The 19,196-nt window shown below is 46.2% G+C and carries 14 protein-coding genes; 11 read left to right on the forward strand and 3 right to left on the reverse strand.

Annotation, left to right across the window (positions count from 1 at the left end; translation table 11 throughout):
* The first annotated feature begins 250 nt into the window (after positions 1-250).
* Positions 251-688 (forward strand): ferric iron uptake transcriptional regulator, encoded by a 438-nt coding sequence (fur, locus tag RTL34_RS03650; RefSeq protein WP_201664863.1) that lies wholly within the window; start codon positions 251-253, stop codon positions 686-688.
* Positions 689-819: 131 nt separating this feature from the next.
* Here the strand turns inward: fur and murJ are convergent, their stop codons facing one another.
* Both murJ and ampD read right to left on the reverse strand, forming a co-directional pair.
* Positions 820-2,406, reverse strand: a complete 1,587-nt coding sequence (gene murJ / locus RTL34_RS03655; RefSeq protein WP_312114668.1) for a murein biosynthesis integral membrane protein MurJ — start codon at positions 2,404-2,406, stop codon at positions 820-822.
* A gap of 171 nt (positions 2,407-2,577) precedes the next feature.
* On the reverse strand, positions 2,578-3,162 hold the full coding sequence (gene ampD, locus RTL34_RS03660) for a 1,6-anhydro-N-acetylmuramyl-L-alanine amidase AmpD (protein WP_138018726.1): 585 nt from the start codon (positions 3,160-3,162) through the stop codon (positions 2,578-2,580).
* A gap of 186 nt (positions 3,163-3,348) precedes the next feature.
* Here ampD and RTL34_RS03665 point away from each other — a divergent pair, with 186 nt between their 5' ends.
* From RTL34_RS03665 to gshB, 8 genes are all read left to right on the forward strand, one after another.
* The gene (locus RTL34_RS03665; RefSeq protein WP_312114670.1) at positions 3,349-6,507 is read left to right on the forward strand and encodes a DUF2339 domain-containing protein; all 3,159 of its coding nucleotides are present in this window, start codon (positions 3,349-3,351) and stop codon (positions 6,505-6,507) included.
* Between the two features lie 533 nt (positions 6,508-7,040).
* Positions 7,041-8,708 (forward strand): DUF3999 family protein, encoded by a 1,668-nt coding sequence (locus tag RTL34_RS03670; protein WP_312114672.1) that lies wholly within the window; start codon positions 7,041-7,043, stop codon positions 8,706-8,708.
* A gap of 62 nt (positions 8,709-8,770) precedes the next feature.
* On the forward strand, positions 8,771-9,664 hold the full coding sequence (gene nadC / locus RTL34_RS03675) for a carboxylating nicotinate-nucleotide diphosphorylase (RefSeq protein WP_219333805.1): 894 nt from the start codon (positions 8,771-8,773) through the stop codon (positions 9,662-9,664).
* A 67-nt stretch (positions 9,665-9,731) separates the two neighbouring features.
* Positions 9,732-10,646, forward strand: a complete 915-nt coding sequence (locus RTL34_RS03680) for a Rossmann-fold NAD(P)-binding domain-containing protein (RefSeq protein ID WP_312114675.1) — start codon at positions 9,732-9,734, stop codon at positions 10,644-10,646.
* Between the two features lie 67 nt (positions 10,647-10,713).
* On the forward strand, positions 10,714-11,649 hold the full coding sequence (locus RTL34_RS03685) for a hypothetical protein (protein ID WP_312114676.1): 936 nt from the start codon (positions 10,714-10,716) through the stop codon (positions 11,647-11,649).
* Between the two features lie 36 nt (positions 11,650-11,685).
* Complete coding sequence (gene pyrE / locus RTL34_RS03690; protein ID WP_312114677.1) at positions 11,686-12,438, forward strand: orotate phosphoribosyltransferase; 753 nt, start codon at positions 11,686-11,688, stop codon at positions 12,436-12,438.
* A gap of 67 nt (positions 12,439-12,505) precedes the next feature.
* Complete coding sequence (locus RTL34_RS03695; RefSeq protein ID WP_312114678.1) at positions 12,506-13,087, forward strand: hypothetical protein; 582 nt, start codon at positions 12,506-12,508, stop codon at positions 13,085-13,087.
* 42 nt (positions 13,088-13,129) lie between these two features.
* Positions 13,130-14,107: a glutathione synthase gene (gene gshB, locus RTL34_RS03700; RefSeq protein ID WP_312114680.1), complete on the forward strand. Its 978-nt coding sequence runs from the start codon at positions 13,130-13,132 to the stop codon at positions 14,105-14,107.
* Positions 14,108-14,180: 73 nt separating this feature from the next.
* Here the strand turns inward: gshB and RTL34_RS03705 are convergent, their stop codons facing one another.
* Positions 14,181-16,154 (reverse strand): PhoX family protein, encoded by a 1,974-nt coding sequence (locus RTL34_RS03705; RefSeq protein WP_312114681.1) that lies wholly within the window; start codon positions 16,152-16,154, stop codon positions 14,181-14,183.
* A gap of 346 nt (positions 16,155-16,500) precedes the next feature.
* On the opposite strand from RTL34_RS03705, the gene murG reads away from it, so the two are divergent.
* Together murG and murC are read left to right on the forward strand one after the other, a co-directional pair.
* The gene (murG, locus tag RTL34_RS03710) at positions 16,501-17,619 is read left to right on the forward strand and encodes an undecaprenyldiphospho-muramoylpentapeptide beta-N-acetylglucosaminyltransferase (protein ID WP_007116183.1); all 1,119 of its coding nucleotides are present in this window, start codon (positions 16,501-16,503) and stop codon (positions 17,617-17,619) included.
* A 148-nt stretch (positions 17,620-17,767) separates the two neighbouring features.
* Positions 17,768-19,177 (forward strand): UDP-N-acetylmuramate--L-alanine ligase, encoded by a 1,410-nt coding sequence (gene murC / locus RTL34_RS03715; protein WP_312114868.1) that lies wholly within the window; start codon positions 17,768-17,770, stop codon positions 19,175-19,177.
* Positions 19,178-19,196: the final 19 nt, after the last annotated feature.

Consider the following 19,196-nt stretch of genomic DNA (forward strand, 5'->3'; position numbering starts at 1 on the left):
TACCTATTGACCGCAAAATTTAAATTATTTTACATACAGTTAATATTTGGGTGTAAAACGCCGTGGTGTTTTGGTATTCGGCGTTCTGGTGGTTGGCGTACTTTGTCTTTAGCCTGTATTCGCCCGTTATTTGTCAACGGGCGCTTTTGCCAGTGGTGTCACGTTTTTTTACTGTGGGATTTTATCGAATTTGTTATTATAGTTATAATTTTCAGTTTATAAGCGACACCTAATAGGTGTGAGGATTTGTATGTCGTCTTTTACCAACCAAGATTTGCGTCGTGCCGGTTTGAAAGTCACGTTACCGCGTTTGAAAATTTTAGAATTGCTAGAAAAAGCCGAATCCCATCACATGAGCGCGGAAGATGTGTATAAAGCCTTGATGGAGCACGGTGAAGACGTGGGGCTTGCGACTGTTTACCGCGTGTTAACCCAGTTTGAACAAGCGGGGATTGTCGAGCGTCACAATTTTGAAAACAATTTGTCAGTGTTTGAAATCGCCAAAGATGAGCACCATGACCACTTGGTATGCGACCAATGCGGCAAAATCATTGAATTTCACAATGAAGAAATCGAAGCGCTGCAAGAAAAAGTCGCCAAAGACTTTGGCTTTACCCTATCAGGGCATTCGCTGGTACTATATGGAATTTGTGACAATAAAGATTGCCAAAATTCGATAAAGCGCTAATGCATTGGCGCCTTAATAGATGAATAGGTTAAAAAATTTACGTGCAAAGATCAGTCACAAAACTCAATTAAAAACTTCAGTTAAAAAAAGCGGCTAGATAAATTTTATTTAGCCGCTTTTTTGTTCGTTTTTTACTGAACGCTATGATGCGGCTTTAGTTCTGATAGCTTAAAGCCAGCGATTAATAGCGCTGCGCCATACACCACAGCGCCCGCCACACACAGCGCCATTAGCGCAACAATACGAATACCTTGATGCGCAGTAACCGGGAAAAAATGAATACCAGCGGCAAGTGCCAATCCCATTGCCCCATTTGCGATGGCAAAGATAATCGCTAATCGTCGCCAAGCCGCACCAAAGCGATAAATACCTTGGGTATGTAAATAAAAATATAACAGCGCCGCATTGATAAAAGACGCCAGTGTATTGGCAAGTCCTAGCCCGGCGTGGGGCGCGATTTGCCACTTTTTAAATAACTCAGCCAGTACGAGGCTTAGCACGACATTGGCAATCACGCTAATCACACCGACTTTGACAGGGGTGCGACTGTCATGACGGGCAAAAAAAGCCGGGGCAAATATTTTTATCAGCATAAATGCCAAAATCCCACCCGCTAAGCACTGTAGCGCAAGTCCGCTCATCATGGCATCTTGCCGCACAAATTCGCCATGTTCAAATAGGGATATCATAAGTACATTACTAATCATGCCAAGCGCGATGGATGCAGGTACGCCGACCAACACTGTTAGCCGCGTCGCCCAATCTAGGGTGTGTCCAAATTGTTGATGGTCGTCGCTTGCGATACTTTTGGATAGACTGGGCAAAATCACCGTGCCAATCGCCACCCCAATCAGTCCTAGTGGCAGCTCACTCATCCGCTCGGCGGTATACAGCCAAGAGACCGAGCCATCGACCATGGTTGAAGCCAGCACCGTGTTGACCAGCATATTGATTTGGGTGACCGAGACCCCAAACAGCGCAGGGAGCATGAGTTTTAAAATCCGTCGCACGCCAGGATGACGAAAGCTAACCTTTGGCATCACCAGCAGCTGATGGCTGTGCAATTGGGGTAATTGAATCAATAGCTGCAGCAAACCTGCCACCGCAACTGCATAACCGATTGCCAAAATTGGCTTGGCAAGCAGCGGTGCTACCCAAATCGCGCCCACAATCATACACACATTCAAAATCACCGGTGCAAAGGCAGGCAAGGCAAACCGCCCCACGCTTTGCAAAATACTACTAGCGAACGCGGTCATGGCGATAAATAACAAATAAGGAAAAGTGATACGAAGTAGCTCAACTGCCGTTACAAATTTGCTAGGCTCATGCAGATAACCGACCGCAAACACAGCAATCACGGCGGGCGCGAAGATGACTATCACGGCGGTTAAGCCTGATAAAATCAACAATAACGTACCTGCCACCCGACTGATAAGAATTTGAATGCCGAGCAAGGCTTTTTTGCTATCGGTCATGTCGTTATTTTGGGCTTGGTGTTGATAATCGGATAGTACAGGGACAAAAGCTTGGGCAAAAGCGCCTTCAGCGAACAGCCGCCGCAAAAAATTGGGCAATTTGAAGGCTACCAAAAACGCATCCATCATGCCACCTGTGCCAAATACGCTCATCAATACCATGTCGCGAATCATGCCCAAGATACGTGAAAATAAGGTAAAAAAACTAACAATAGCGGTGGATTTGATAAGTTTTGACATGAAAGAATCGCTGCAAGTTTTGCCGAGAAGTGGGTGTGATAATTGAATTTTGTAGTTTGATTTGGGCACTATTATCTTGCCAAATCGTTATCTTGCAAAAATGTTATCTTTCAAAATCGTTATCCTACAAAATTGCCATAGGATAAATTTTTGAAAGTCACCTAATGGAATCTAATGGCTGATTTCACTTTTATTGACCATTTTTCTTAGTTTCACCCAATCAAAATACAGCCCCGGGTCGGACTTGCGGCCGCGCGCGATATCGCTGTGACCGGCTAGATGATTGATGGTTTTGGGATAAGCTTGATAAATCGCGGCAATCACGCCACTTAAAGCTTGGTATTGCCTGTCATCAAACTCGCTATAATCATCACCCTCCAGCTCAATCCCAATCGAATAGTCATTGCAGTTTGGTACGCCCAAATAACTAGATTTGCCAGCATGCCAAGCACGCTCATCAAAGCTCACAAACTGTGTGACCCTACCATCGCGCTCAATAAACAAATGCGCGGAGACCTGCTGCTGATAAATGGTTGCAAAATACGGATGGGCATTGGGGTCTAACTGATTTTGAAAAAATGCACGAACAAAATGCTCGCCTTGGTCATTTTTTAGACCAAATTCACTGGGCGGCAAGCTGATGTTATGAATCACAATGAGGTGAATATCGTTAGGGTCGGGGCGTTGTCCAAAATTGGGTGACGCCACAAACTCGCATGGGCTTAACAAACCCTGCTCAATGCTAAATCTCGACATAACCATACCCCGCCCAATCATCAAAATGGTGTTTCAAATAGTTGGTAAAACGCTACTTAATCATGTGGCTAATTTAGCATAAAATGGGCTTATCATCACCTTAACCGAAAGACACAGTTAAAAAAAAGCAATTTTGCAAAAAAATGGTATGCTATCGCTAAGCTGATAACAAGGGTAGAGCATTTGATGGATACGATTATAGCGGCGTTGATACTGGCAGTCGTGGGGGCGCTTTATAAAATTTTTGCCCAACAAAAAGCAATTACCCGGCTTGAATCCAAGCTCGACAATCTGCAAAAACAACTCGCTGACGTCATGGCAACCGTGTATATCCTAAGCAGCGAGGCAAAGCCATCATCTAGCCAGCAATCGGCAAGCGATAGCCGCCAAAATCAGCCTGTCACTGACCCTATTACTGACCCCATTACGCAGCCCATCAGTCAAGCCCCTGTCCCAACGCCCTCCCCAGCGCCCCTCTCAATAGTTGCCTCTTTGCCAATGGCGAACACGCTTGACGCTTCGGTTAGTTCAACTGCGCCAACGGCAACGCAGCCGTCCGTGAATGACGCAGCCCCACCGCATAAACCCACTTTGCCACAGTCATCATCTCCTTCTTCTCATTCTTTAAGAGATGATGAAAGCGCTACCAATATTGTGACATCGCTTTGGGCAAGTGCCACCCAATGGTTCTTTGGGGAAAACTTGGTGGTGCGTGTCGGTGCACTGGTGTTGCTAGTGGGCGTGGTGCTATTACTCAAACTTGCCAGCCAATATATTGAGGTATCGATGCCCGTGCGCATGGCGCTGGTAGCGTTAGGTGGCTTTGTGATAACGGTAGTCGGCTATCGCACCACTGCCAAAAAACGCAGTTACGGTTTAACCTTGCAAGGCGTCGGCTTTGCGGTGATTTATTTGACGGTGTTTGCGAGTTTTAAATTGTATGGACTATTGCCATCAACCTTAACTTTCGGCGTGCTTGCGTTACTGGCAGGGTTAACAGTGATGTTTTCGGTGTGGCAAAATGCGCTGCCGCTTGCGGTCTTGGCGTTCGGTGGGGCGTTTTTTGCGCCGATACTGGTCAGCCGACCTGACGGTAGTGTGGTGATGCTATTTAGTTATTATTTATTACTCAATATAGCGGTTGCGGTGATTGCCCATTATCGCACTTGGAAACTGCTCAATGCGCTAAGCCTAGCGGTGACTTTTGGGCTTGCGTATGTGTGGGGATTTCGCGCATTTAGTGGTAATAGTGCAGGTGCAGGCTGGCTGTCATTACGCTGGCAACTGCTCGGGTTAGTGGTTGGGCACATGGCGCTGTATCTGTTTATTGCGGTTAGATATTCTCAGCAGGTCGTGAGTTATAACCAAGCGCTGCTGCAAATGAACAGGGGGGTAGCCAAACGCCCGATTCTATCGATAGATTCAGGCTTGTTGTTTGGCACCGCGTTACTAGGGTTTGGGCTGATGGCAAGCTTGCTTAATGATTTGCCTTATCATCTGGCCTTTGCTAGCAGTGCGTTATCAGCTATTTATTTGAGTCTAGGATTGTGGCTGCTCAAACATCATCGCCGTAGCATCGTAGGCGACCGACAAGCCAATAACCAATTTGATAACAGCTTTGAGCTGCTCATTGAAGCCAGCCTTGCGCTCGGCTGTGGGTTTTTGGCTTTGGTGATACCACTGGCGCTATCAGCCAAATGGATTAGTATCGGTTGGGCAGTGCAGGGTGCTGCATTGGTGTGGCTCGGTGCGCGTACCCAAAGACGCTGGACGGTATATTTTGGGTTGGCATTGCAAGGCTTTAGTATTGTTTTATTGGCAGGCTTTGATACCCTAATGCGGCATTGGTATGGGCTACTGGATCAATTATCTATTCCGCACCAAACGTCTATAGTGGCGGCTTCATCCACCTTGCCACTGACTGTATTGACAGCGTGTGTGCTGCTGTCTGCTTTTATTTTGCGTCACGGTAGAGCCAATATCGCGGCAGCCACATCCCAAACGGCAGCCACACTCCAAGCTAAAGCCCAGCCTCAACCTCAGCCTCAAACTCAACCTGCGGCAGTCAAAACGACGCATAAAAGGTTTCAACAAATTGCTGATAATGCCAGTCACAGCTTTGTTGCGACCGCGCTTGTGGTTGTCGGGTTTGTGCTGTATCTGTCGGCGATTTTATCCGCTGACCCCTTTTGGAACAACGGTGGCAAAACCACCACTATCAAACTTGCCGTGGCTATGGCGGTATTTTTAATTGTGGGGCAACTGATGCATCAGCGTTTTGTTTGGCGCAGTATGCGTAAGGTGAGCCGCTTGATTTTACCGTTTGCGATGATGAGCTGGGTGCTAGTCTGTCTCACCCATGTTAAGGTCGAGACGGTTGTAGACCTAAACGATTATCACATCAAAGCATTTAGCGGGTTGGGGCGTTATTTGCTCGCCATGCTCGGTTGTTTAGCCATCGCAAAATTGCTAGGGGCGTGGCTGCTTAGTCGCTGGCACCGCGACCGACTCGATACAAGCGTTGACGCGCTCGTTTGGTTTTTGGTACTGATTGCCATGCTAACTTGGATGCTGCAACAAGTGCCATTTAACTATTGGCAGCATGCCCAAGAGCTTCGAGCCATTATCACTATTTTACCGACCGTGCTGGCTGTACTCGGGCTGATGAGTTTGTTGTTGCTGCCAAAACTTCAGGCGCTGAGCGCTCGTTTGCTTGGTTGGTTAGAAGTTGATACGCTACTGAAACACAGCGCTTATATTTTGGTACCGATGACCTTTATTTGGAGTTTATCTGCCAATTTCTCGTTAGACGGTCAGCTATTGGGCGTTTATCTGCCGCTACTCAATCCGCTGGATTTGACCCTAATCAGTATTTTACTGTACCAATCTTATGTGGCACTCAAAGTTGATAGCAACTATCGTACTATCGTTTTGGTGGTTTGCGGTCTAGGGGCATTTGTGACGGTCAGTAGTATGTTGGTGCGTGGGTTTGCCAGCGTTTGGGGCACACCAACTTGGGAACAGGGTGCTTGGTCAGTCAGTATGGTACAGACGGGGCTGACTATCTTATGGACTGTCATAGCAATGGTATTGATGTTCTTGGCAAACAAAAAAGCCATTCGCTTGGTATGGTTTGCCGGTATCGCATTATTGACCATGGTGGTTGCCAAGTTGGTATTGATTGATATGTCAAATACCAGTGCGGTACTGCGTGTGGTGTCTTTTATCGGGGCAGGCTTGTTGATGCTAGTCATTGGTTATCTTGCGCCCTTACCGCCCAAAGTAGGTAAACCGAGGTTAGGCAAACTCAAGCCAGACAAACCCAATGCAGCCAAAAAAAGCTAAGTGACCCCCTGCTAAAAATCGTAAATAACGTGGGTTATTTTTCGTATTTACTGCAGGCGCCCTTAGCTAAATGCACAAAGACTTGCTGCCTAATTGTCTTTAAATTGTAACATCTGGCTAGAATTTATCCAAAATATCGGCTCTCTTGTTAGTGGTTTGTAGCACGGTATAGAAGTTTTGAGTGGGTATTGTTAATATCCTTATAGGGCAAAGCTTTATGTCAACCAAATTATAAATCTAATTACTATCAATGAGTTAGAATGCTATTTATTATTTTTCTAACATAACAAATTAAGGTTGATACTGCCTACTGATGCTAACCATGTGATGTTAGGGTTTTCAAATTATTTAGATTAACTATGACTGACGGCTTTATGTCGATAGCCCAAACACGGGCTATGCGGCTTTTTGGTTTGGTCTAATTGGTCTGAGTTTTTGTGAGTGGCCATCACAATCGGTTAGCTTATAAAATCATATCAATTATATAGGAACTGTTAACTCTATAGTAACCATGAATTAACAATGAAGTAAAAATGAAAAACAATAAGCACTGTCACGTTAAATTAGCCAAATACCGCGCCTGTATTTTATCGGCAACCTTATTTTCGCCGCTATTGTTAATAGCTATCATTTACACGCAAGCAGATGCCCAAAACCCTACGCAAACGGCATCCGTCACTGTTGCCTCGCAAAAAACCACCACCAGGGTAGCGCCCGCCATCGTTGGCAACTCAGAGCAAGAGCATGACACTGACAGTATCAGCTATGGCTTTGAGGCATTGCAAAATAGCTTTGCAATCGACATTGATTTACCGGGAGAAAATCAAGCGGACAACCCCAACAGCGCCCAACTGGTAAAATTTTCGTCGTTAACGCCCAGTTTGTTGGCTTTAATCATGCAGCAAAATGGGGCAACTATTAGTGATAAACAAAATTACCGCTTGATTGATGCCAAAGGTCATATTATGCCGATGGCGATTCGTCCTGTCAGCAAACAATCATCCGTCAATCAAGTATTGCAAGTAGTGAGCGTGGAGACAGATAACCCCAATGCGGTGGAAAAATTACGCCATGCGTTGACCGTACAGCTTGATAACCCAGACAACCAACCATCGATTAACATTGACCTTAGCAATTTACCTTCAAACCCAGTCGCCGCCGTTACCAATAGTCCAGTCAGAACTTGGTGGTTAACCAATCCCAACTTTGCCAAAACCGAACCTACTTTATCAACCGAGCAAGCGGTCAATCTTTGGCTAAAATTTTTACCTGTAAATGCAGCCCAGCCCAGCAAGCGCCCACTGCAACTGCAAATTTATGGCAGTGATGACTTGCAAAGCTGGCAGATGGTCAGCCAAACCGTGGTCAGCCCCTTTAGCCCTAGCCAGGCTACCCAACCTAGCCAATCTAGCCAAATGGTAGCAGCGCAAGCTGACGGCAGCAATCAGCCGATAGCGACAGGCCATGCGATTGCCATCGAGCCGCAGCAAGCCAATTATCGGTATTGGCAAGTGGTGGCAAATCAGCCTGTCAATCTTGAGGCAGCCAGCTTAAATCGCAGGGTGAGTGAGCCAAGTTTCTTCTTGACCCGTGCCAGTTTTTCAAAAACCAAAGATGACGCCAACCAATGGCGGCTTAGCCTTGCTCAGCCCATGTTGACCACAGGAGTGAGTTTTTTTGTCCCCGAAAATCAGCTGTGGCAAGTGAGCATCAACGTACCTGAACAAGAAGCCAATCAATTGGCTAAAATCAACAAAACCGCCAATGTAAGTAATGATAAAACTTTAGCCAATTCACAAATTGATAAAAACCATACCACGGTCAGTTGGCAACCCACATTGACCAAGTCGCTGCAATTGGGTGGTCAAATGCAGCAAGATGATTTACCGGTTGATCTGTTAACGCCCATGTATGAGATGTATTTTTTGGCGCAAGGCACAGCGCCTTATCGACTGGTAATCAACGAGCCGCGCGTATTACAACAACCCAATATCACGCTATCGGACCAACAACTTACCCGCCTTGGCAATACCGTTGAAGGACAAATGCAAAATATCGAGGCATTGAACAATCCCAACGCGTCGTTTGAACGCTACAAAACATGGGCACTGTGGGGTGTACTTGCCGCGATTGTGGCCGCTTTGGCGTTGATTGCGCTGCGTTTATATCAACAAACTACTACCCAAGCCCCCAAAGAATAGGCGATAATACAATCGAACATACCTCATCGAAAATACCCCATCGACAATAAGGGATTATTTGCATGTCTGCTGCTAGCCAAACCATTAGTGACACCTCGGCCACCACGCCCCAAATCAGCTCACTACTACGTATTGAAATCGCCAAACAAGTCGCACTTGCGCTGCAAGAAGACATCGCCACTGGGGATATTAACGCGCAGTTAATACCCGAAACACAGTGCGATACGGCAACCATTATTTGTCGTGAACCGATGGTAGTTGCGGGTAAGGCATGGGTGGATGAAGTATTTCGCCAGCTTGACCCCAATATGCAGCTTGATTGGGCAGTCAAAGACGGTGACGCTGTGGCAGCCAATCAAGTTTTGGTGACGCTCATCGGTAACACCCGTGCGCTACTGACGGGTGAACGTACCGCGCTCAATTTTTTACAGACTTTATCATCCACTGCCACTGTGGTTGCCAACCATGTGGCGGTCATCGCAGAACTACCGACCAAATTGTTAGATACGCGTAAAACCCTCCCAATGCTGCGCCATGCGCAAAAATACGCCATGCTGTGCGGCGGCGGCAATAATCATCGTATCGGGCTATACGATGCCTTTTTGATAAAAGAAAACCACATCATGGCGTGTGGCGGTATCGCCCAAGCAGTCAGTCAGGCGCGTCAGATTGCCAATAAGCCAGTGGAAGTTGAAGTAGAAAATTTTGATGAGTTGCATCAAGCCATCGCTGCCAATGCTGATATCGTGATGCTCGATAATTTTACCATTGAAGATACCCAAAAAGCGGTCGAGCTGGTTGCTAGTCTTGGTAAGCCTTGCCAGCTTGAAGCTTCAGGCGATATTAGCCTTACCCATCTACGCCAAGTGGCAGAAACAGGGGTGGATTTTATCTCGATGGGTGCATTGACGAAGCATATCAAAGCCATTGATTTGTCGATGCGCTTTCAACAATAACTCGGTTAAAAAATACATCGATTAAAAATAGTCGGCTTTTTTAATGCCATTCGCGATAGGTCATAGCATGATGCAAACCATTTTAATGATTGGACTGGGCAAAATTGGTTTACCAGTTGCTAAGCAATTAGCGATGCAGGGGCACTGCGTGATTGGTGTCAGCCGCTCTATGCCGACAGATTTGGCTTTCTGTAACCCCATGACAGCCAAGTTGCCGCCCGATAATGACCATCTATATCAGAAAAATCTACATTTTGTTGCCAGTGATGCGCGCGCGTTAATCATTGCGCAGCTAAGTCAATGGACAAGCCAAATTAACCAAATCTGCATTATTGTCAGTCCAGATACCCTGTCGCTACAAGGTTACCATGACAGTTATTATGCGATTGCCGAGAATGTGGTGCGATTGGGTGACCATCTGCCAAACCTCAAGCGTGTGGTATTTATTTCTTCGACAGGCGTTTATGGACAAAACGCGGGCGAAGTCATTGATATCAATACCCCTGTGTCAGCGCCAGCGAGCGCCACCTCTCAAGTGATTTTGCAAACTGAGCAGTTGTTGCAGCAGCATTTTGAGGATAAGCGCGTTATCATACGCCCAAGTGGGATTTATGGGCAGTCACGGCTGCGTCTACTGACCATGGCAAAACAGTTCGCAGCGCAGTCGGCAAATACGGCGAGCGATTATCCGAGTAACACATGGACTAATCGTATTATGGACACAGACTTAGTCAGCATCATTGTCAAGGTCATCAATGCGGATGAAACCGTGCCAGTTTACTTGGCGACAGACAACGCGCCAGTCCCGCTCTATACTGTGTTAAACTATTTGGCGACTGCACAGGGCTTGAGCTTATCGCTGCCCTGTATGGAGCCAACAACGGGCAAACGCATTATCACTAACTTGCCAGCTAGTTGGCTCAACTACCCAGATTGGCATTCAGGCTATCAGTATATTTTGTCGACTTTAGGCGATGAGTGATGGGTGGTGGGTTTCAACAAAAATTTTTCAGCATTTACCTATCAGTGATTTTATAGCCGTGTATGCCATGACTTATTCCAACACCGAGCGCCAAGCCGCAACAAGCCAAATTATTAAAGACCAAGACCAGCTACGCCATCCCAATGTGATGACTGAGGCAGAAAGATTGGCTTTGCCCGATCCTTGTCGCCCGATTGATAAGCGCGTCATACCCGCGCGTCATACCATTGACGTCTATATGCAAAAACCGCTTTCATTGCCAGTGGCGGATAGCAACAACAATCTCGCCGCTAGTGTAAAAGAGGTTGCCAAGCCCTACCGAATGAGGGATAACACAACAAAAATCCTTAAAAAAAATCCGCAAAGTCATCAATCTGAGATGCTAGAGCAGTTACTATCTGAGCAAAGCATTGAGATGCGGCACTTTATCCAGCAGCAGCAACAGCAGGCCAATAGCAGCCAAAGCAAACACCCATCATTGCATTTACCGCTATCTTTGTTGCCAAGGCTCGTCAATGACAGTAGTGTTTCACTGATGAAAGCGGTGATGGGTCAATACCCGCATTTAGCGCGTATGAATACGCTTACCACATCCTTACCAAAGCAGACATTGCAAAATTCCTATGAACATCAAGCTAGCAATGCCCCCAGCACACAGTCTGACGCCACCTATAACCAAGCGCTACTCAATATCGAAACCAAACTGTATCTGATGGGACAAATGTACCATCTTGCGCTTTGTGTATTTTTGCTATGCCAATGCAAATCACGCAAATCACTCAACCCCCAAATCACCTTGCAAGACTTGGCTGACGCTATCAATCAATACATCGAGGCGCATCGCACCCAATTGCAGTTTTTGACCCGGCATGACGATTTATATATCGAGCCGACGCATGTTGCACTCGCCGCCCTTGCCATGGATTGGCAAGTGGGTAAGCAAACAGCCATCAGCAAACGTACTGTCACCATGAGCTCGCAAAACCCCATCACAGGCGGCTAATGGTATTTTTTAACTTGTTCTTTTTTGGAGTCGCGTATGTCCCAATCATTTCAAACCCAATTATCTCAAGCCCAAGCATCTCAAACCCAAGCATCTCAAATCCCATCCTCTCAAACCCAAGCCGTTCACGCAACGCAGTTTATTCCTCAGTATTTTATTGAGGTGGCACTCAAAAACAATGTATTAAAATTTGGCGAATTTACCCTAAAATCAGGTCGTATAAGCCCGTATTTTTTTAATGCAGGTTTGTTATCAACCGGTGAGCTATTGTCGGTGTTGGCAAATGGGTATGCCGATGCCCTTGCCAAGCAGCTACAATCTACCGACAGTAGCGAGTTGGTGATTTTTGGGGCGGCATATAAAGGTATTCCGTTTGTGGCGGCGACCGCACAAGCACTGTGGAACAATCACCAAATCAATGCCGATTGGGGCTACAACCGCAAAGAAGCCAAAGACCACGGTGAAGGCGGTATGCTGGTTGGCGCCGATCTCAAGGGCAAATCGGTTTGGGTAATTGATGATGTGATGACCGCGGGTACGGCGATGCGTGAAGTCGTTGTGCTACTAGAAAAATCAGACGCCAAAGTCGCGGGAATCATCGTTGCGCTAGATCGTAAAGAAAAAGGTCAAGGCGAACAATCTGCCATTCAAGAATTGGCGCAAAGCCTCAATGTGCCGGTACTTGCCTTGGTCACGATGGATGACATTACTGAGTATGTCGCCAAAAATGGCACGCAGGAGGAACTTGCCAAAATGCAAGCCTACCGCGAGCAATATGGCGTTCAATAAGCGGTTGCTATCACCCAACCCCGCTAACGATAGATTGTTTTTAAATTAACCATTGAAGAGGACGGCTATGTTGACAAAAGCCTTGCCCACCACACTAACCACGGCGCATCTTTTGCGTGTCGGCACTGCACTCACCTTATCGGCAATATTATTTGGGCTTGCAGGTTGTAGTAGTATCAATGAACTGATGGCGGAGGGTAGCAAACCGCCTGCGATTGTCAATGTGGCAACTGACCAACAGCCGTTTTATGATGCGTTAAATAGCCTTATCTTGCCGCCAAAATCACCGCAAGCTGCGCCACAAGGCATTGCCGACGGTCCTTATAATGGCGTAATGCCAGAAGGCGAGCAATTTACCACCTTTGTGAAGAACGGTTACTTCGATGAATTTTTGGTGGTGTACTACCCAAACTTTGTGACCCAGCTTCGCACCGACTTGGTTAACGGTTTATATAATGGTTGGGTGACGTATCGATTGTCCGATAGCCGTATCAAACAAAAAGTATTGTTCCGTCAGGGTGTGGTCCAAGAAGCGATTGTTTACAGCCAAGTGGGAAATCCTGAATATCATTTTTGGTTTACCAATGAACAACCGACCAGCGGTATGCGCTACGATAGTAATGGCAATGCGGTCGAATCGATGTTTTAATAGCAAAACGAATAATTGATAAAAATTGAACAAGGATCATAAATGAAACCACTGAATTTTCTGATCGTCATGGACGATATCCACACCATCAACTACAAAAAAGACACCACGCTCGCGATGCTATGGGCGATTGCAGATCGTGGTCACACAGCGCATTATTGCCAAATTCACGATTTGTGGCTCGATAATGGCGCATTGCAAATTGATAGCCAATCGCTCAAAACGTTTAAAGACCCTGCACATTTTTATGAGCTTGGTGAAAAAACCACGCAGCCCGCTACGGCGTTTGACGTCATCTTGATGCGTAAAGACCCGCCGTTTGACATGCAGTTTTTGTATAGCCTGTACTTGCTAGAATACGCTCAGCGAGCTGGCGTATTGGTGGTCAATAACCCAGAAAGCGTACGTGACTGTAACGAAAAACTGTTTGCGACGCAATTCCCTGAGCTGATGACACCGACGATTGTCACCAACAAACAAACCCATATCCGTGATTTTATCAAAACCCACCAAGATGTCATCGTCAAACCGCTTGATGGCATGGGGGGGATGGGTATTTTTCGTCTGACCGCCGATAGCCCTAATATCGGCTCAACCCTTGAGATGCTAACCCAGCTTGAAAGCTTGCCTGTAATGGCGCAAAAATACTTGCCCGCAATCAAGGATGGGGATAAACGCATTTTAATTGTCGGTGGTAAGCCCGTGGATTATTGCTTGGCGCGTATCCCAAGCCAAGGCGAAACGCGCGGTAATCTAGCCGCAGGTGGTCGTGGGGTCGCCATGCCACTGTCAGCGCAAGAGCGCCAAGTTGCTGAGCAAGTGGCGCCTGTGCTACTACAAAAAGGCTTGTACTTTGTCGGACTTGATGTGATTGGTGGCAAAGTGACAGAGATTAACGTGACTAGTCCCACCTGCGTGCGTGAGATTGACGACCAATGCGGCACGCATATCGCAGAGGATTTTATTGCGTTTATTGAATCGCATCATATTGAAACCCATATTGAAACGCAAATTCGCTAGCTGTCATTGCCAAGCGATAATATAAAAAACCCAGTCATTGACTGGGTTTTTTATATTATCGCTTGGCAGGGTATTAAGCTTTAAACGCCAAATAACCCACCGCAGCACTGTAGCCATCTTTGAAGTTTTGGTTAATGAGCGGGCGAACTGCTGTCTCAACGGCGGGGACAAATGTCATATCACCTGGGTGTTGGAAGTTTGACATGATATAGGTATAGCCATTGACTTCATCGACCGCGTGTAGACCCGTTGACTCAGCGCCCGCTGGTGTTGACAGGATGCGCGCTAATTTTTTGGTATCAACATTGTATGCCCAAAGATAGTTGTTAACATGGTAGCCAGAGTCTTCACCGATAAATAAGGTACGCATTTTTTCAGAGAATTTTAGGTTGTCCGGGCAAGAGATTTTGTCAATGTGTGACGTGTTGCCGAGCGCATCTTTGGTAATGTCTTCCCCTGCTAAGCCTTCAGGTACATACATACGGGTAGAGACCCATTCAGAGTTAATCGCTTTACCATTGTTATCAACCTGACCGCCTTTAAGCTCATGGGCATACACGGCGCCTGATTTTAACTGAGCCACTTTGACATCGTACTCGTCCGTGGTCATGGATTTTTCAATGCGCGACATGGCAGAGTAAGCGATTTTATCTTTGATATTGACCGTGGTGCCTTCCATTTTGGTAAACGCCATTGACGCACCTTGCAGCGCTGCATAGCGGTGGGTCTCTAAAAATGCCGCCGCTTGGGCGAGTTTGTCTGCCGGTAATTTGCTATTTGGTGCAAGTTTTACCCAGTTACTTGCCCCGTCATAGCCGATTTTTTTGTAAGAAGTATCATTGGGATCAGTGTATTTGACATCCATGATATCGGTTGGTACTACCGTATTGGCTAAGGCTTCGATTTCAGCGCTGGTCGCATGTCCTAGATGAATCCATTTGATGCTAAAATCACTGGCAGCCGCAGGGCCACCTTTGGCTGACGTTTGGCTGATTTTGGCAACATAGAGGTTACCTGCAGATAGGTCAGCTGCTTTATCGGCAACAAACATAAATAAACCACTGTTAGTGAAGTCATCGCCCATCAACGCAGTACGTTGGTCAGGCATCACTTGAATCAGTTCGTGAGAGATACGACCTAGATTGAAATGTTTTTTCGCGATACCAGACCCATCCGCATTGACTACGATTTCTGGTAAATGACCATAATGGTATGGGTTTGCTTTGGTTTCATCACCGTATAAGTTTTTACTAAATGCTTTAAATTGGGCGCTATTTTTAGCCATGAAAGCGTCTGGTTCATACTCTTCTGATGACAAATGCGTATTCCATGGTGAGAGGGATGCACCACAAGTAATCCATAACCCATACACTTTTGACATATCCACATTGTGGTATTTGACGACTTTGAGTTCGCCTGTTTGTGGGTTTTGGTCAAGTGTCACTACCGCAATGGGTGAAGGTAGTGTACCGTAAGTATTGCTGCCGGCTTGGTCTTTACTGGTATATTCAAATTGCACCACCGCAAATACGGTATTACCTGTTACACCCGCAACACGTGCGCCTTTAACTGTCAATAATGAAGAGCCATCTGGGCAATCAGAGAAAAACTGGCGCGTAGAGGCTAGCACTGAGCTATCCATGATAGGCTTGTTATAGATATCAAAATAGCCGCCTGCAATGATGTCATTACCCTTTAAGTCTTTTAATTTATCGCCTGTTTTAAAAAACGGTTGATACTGTAGCTTATATTCAGTCGTGGTATTGTCATCAAAGGTTGCTTTTAGCTTTGAATCGACATACACCGTTGCCATATTGGCGGGATTTGATAAATTTGGTGCAGCCATACCAACAAACTCAGTGGATTTGATGGTTTTTCGTGTATTATTCAGTATGCCTGCTGTGCTATTACTATCACTATCACTCCCACAACCTGTCAATAAGGTGGCAACAGAGCCTGTGGCAAGTGGCAACGCAGGCACCCCTGCCAAAAAACGAATGACATTACGGCGGCTAATGGTTTGGTTTAATTGGTTAACTTCAGTCATGAGTGAATTCCTTGCTGATAGCAGTTAGCAGTTGGCTACGAAATAAATTTTTTTGAAATAATGCAGAAACAATTATGCTGAGTATGGTAAAGGGGATATGTGACAGTGGCTTGACTGATTCATGACAGAACTGTGACAACTAATCATCCGCTTTGAATATAAAGTGATACCATGGCTGCAAAATCTTCACGCTACTTAGCAATTCAAGTGATTTACTTTATTATTGGGTGAAATAATGCTATGATTTTGCCATTTTTATGGTGATTGTTTTTCCCGATAAACGGTCAGGTATGCGAGGTTTTCGAATCCTCACCTCACCTAGATTGGATTGGTCAAGGATAATAAGATGAGTGAGCCAACGATGCAAAAACCGCGCGTGCTGATGATGGCAGCAGGCACGGGTGGGCATGTGTTTCCCGCGATTGCGGTGGCTCAAGCGTTACAACAATCAGGTGCCCAAGTGCATTGGCTTGGCACCCTAGTCGGTATGGAAAATGAGTTGCTACAACATTACGACTTTACCTACCATGCCATCAATATGCAGGGATTGCGCGGTAACGGTATCAAACGCTTATTTAAAGCCCCGTCAACCTTACTTAAAGCAACATTAGCGGCTATCAAAATCATCAAAACCAATAAAATCGACATCGTGGTAGGGTTTGGTGGTTATGTGACCGCACCTGGCGGATTGGCCGCCAAATTTTGTAAAATACCAATTTTGATTCATGAACAAAATGCCATCGCAGGCATGAGTAATAACTATCTATCTAAGCTTGCTAATCAAGTGTTAGAAGCCTTCCCAAACACCTTCACCGAACTACCTTCTAATAAAGTAATGACAGTTGGCAACCCCGTACGTGAGGCTATCGTACAAGTACCGCCACCAAAAGCCCGTATCGATGTCAATGATAGCAGTCCTTTAAAGCTATTGGTCATTGGCGGTTCTCTGGGTGCTCAGGCACTAAATAATCATATCGCGCCCACGCTAAAAAAACTAGAAAGTATGCCAGACGCCAAGCCGTGGCAAGTGCGGCATCAATGTGGTAAAAACAACCAAGAGGCTACCCAAGCGGTATATAGCGAAGCACAACTCCAATCAACCCAGTATGAGATTTTGCCATTTGTCAAAGATATGGCAGCAGCATACAGCTGGGCAGATGTGATAGTCTGCCGTGCTGGGGCGCTGACGGTCACAGAAGTTGCCACGGTTGGATTGCCTGCGGTGTTTGTGCCGTTGCCCCATGCAGTCGATGATCACCAAACGGCCAATGCCAAAACCCTATCACAACATGGCGCCGCGTTTTTAATGCCGCAAAAAGAATTAACGGCAGAGAGTTTAAGTGCGATTTTAGCCAAGCTCGACCGTCATCAAATTTTAGCGATGGCAGAAAAAGCGCGTGAATTTGCCAAACCCAATGCCACACAGCTGGCTGCCGATGCCATTTTATCCCAGTTAAAACCCTAATTATTTTTTACAACTTATAAGTCATTTATCATTGAGCCTGTCTATGTCAAAATCAGCCAAAACTGCCACTGCCCAATCCACTGAAAAACCTGAAAAAACCAACCGTGTCACCAAAAAAATTACCAAGCGTGTGGTCGAAATTCCAGAGATGCGCCGTATTCGCCACGTGCATTTTGTCGGTATTGGTGGGGCAGGGATGTGCGGTATTGCCGAAGTCGTCCATAATCATGGCTATATGGTTAGCGGTTCAGACATCAAACAAAGCCCAGTGACCGACCGTTTGACCCAAATGGGCATTCAAGTGTTTATCGGGCATGATTCCAAAAATATCAGTGAAGCCGATGTGGTCGTGGTGTCATCAGCCATTGATCATACCAATCCAGAAATTCAAGCCGCCTTGTCAGGACGTATTCCTGTGATACGCCGCGCCGATATGTTAGGTGAGCTCATGCGTTACCGTCATGGTATTGCAGTAGCGGGTGCGCATGGCAAGACTACCACCACTAGCTTGCTTACCATGATTTTAACCGAAGCGGGTTTGGATCCTACTTACGTGATTGGTGGTAAACTTAACGCCTCAGGCAAAAACGCGTCATTAGGTCAAAGCCGTTATTTGGTGGCGGAAGCGGATGAGTCAGATGCGTCGTTTTTATCGCTGCGTCCGATGGCAGCGATTGTCACCAATATCGACCAAGACCATATGGAAACCTATGGCGGCAGTTTTGACAAACTAAAAGCCGCGTATGTGCAGTTTTTACAAAATATGCCGTTTTATGGGTTAGCAGTATTGTGCGGTGATGACAAAGAGTTGTACGGACTGATTGATAAAATCGCGCGCCCTGTGTTGACTTATGGGTTGGAAAAACATAACGATGTACAAGCCATTGATGTGGTGGCAGACGGCACCAAAACCCATTTTACCGTACTGCGTAAAGACCATGAGCCACTGCCGATTACTTTGAACATTCCTGGTATTCATAATGTCTATAACGCCTTAGCGGCTATTACCATCTCCACCGATGAAGGTGTCAGTGATGAAGCCATTTGCCAAGCAGTCAAAAAATTTGCCGGCGTGGGCAGACGTTTTGAAAACAATGGTAACTACCCTGTCAAAGATGGCGCAGGCGATGTGCTATTGATTGACGACTATGGTCACCACCCAACCGAAGTGGCAATGACTATCAAAGCGGCTCGCCAAAGCTATCCCGATCGCCGCTTGGTGATGATTTTCCAGCCTCACCGTTTTACCCGTACCCGTGATTGCTTCGATGATTTTGTGGACGTATTGTCACAAGTCGATGTGTTGATGCTACTCGATGTGTATAGCGCGGGTGAAGCGGTGATTGAAGGCGCGGATAGTCGTAGTCTTGCCCGTACCATCCGCACCCGCGGACAAGTTGAGCCAATTATGCTGAACATCAATGACATGGATCAAATCCGTCAGGTGCTAGGTAGTATGTTAAAAGGCAATGATTTGCTGATTACCCAAGGGGCGGGTAACGTGGGTCAACTCTGTCTAGATTTGGCAAAAAACAATTTATTTCTAGCGGATAAGTAACCGTTTGATTGAACAATCG

It is taken from the genome of Moraxella sp. CTOTU47915, from assembly GCF_031986685.1.
In the GTDB taxonomy this organism is placed as follows: Bacteria; Pseudomonadota; Gammaproteobacteria; order Pseudomonadales; family Moraxellaceae; genus Faucicola; species Faucicola tetraodonis.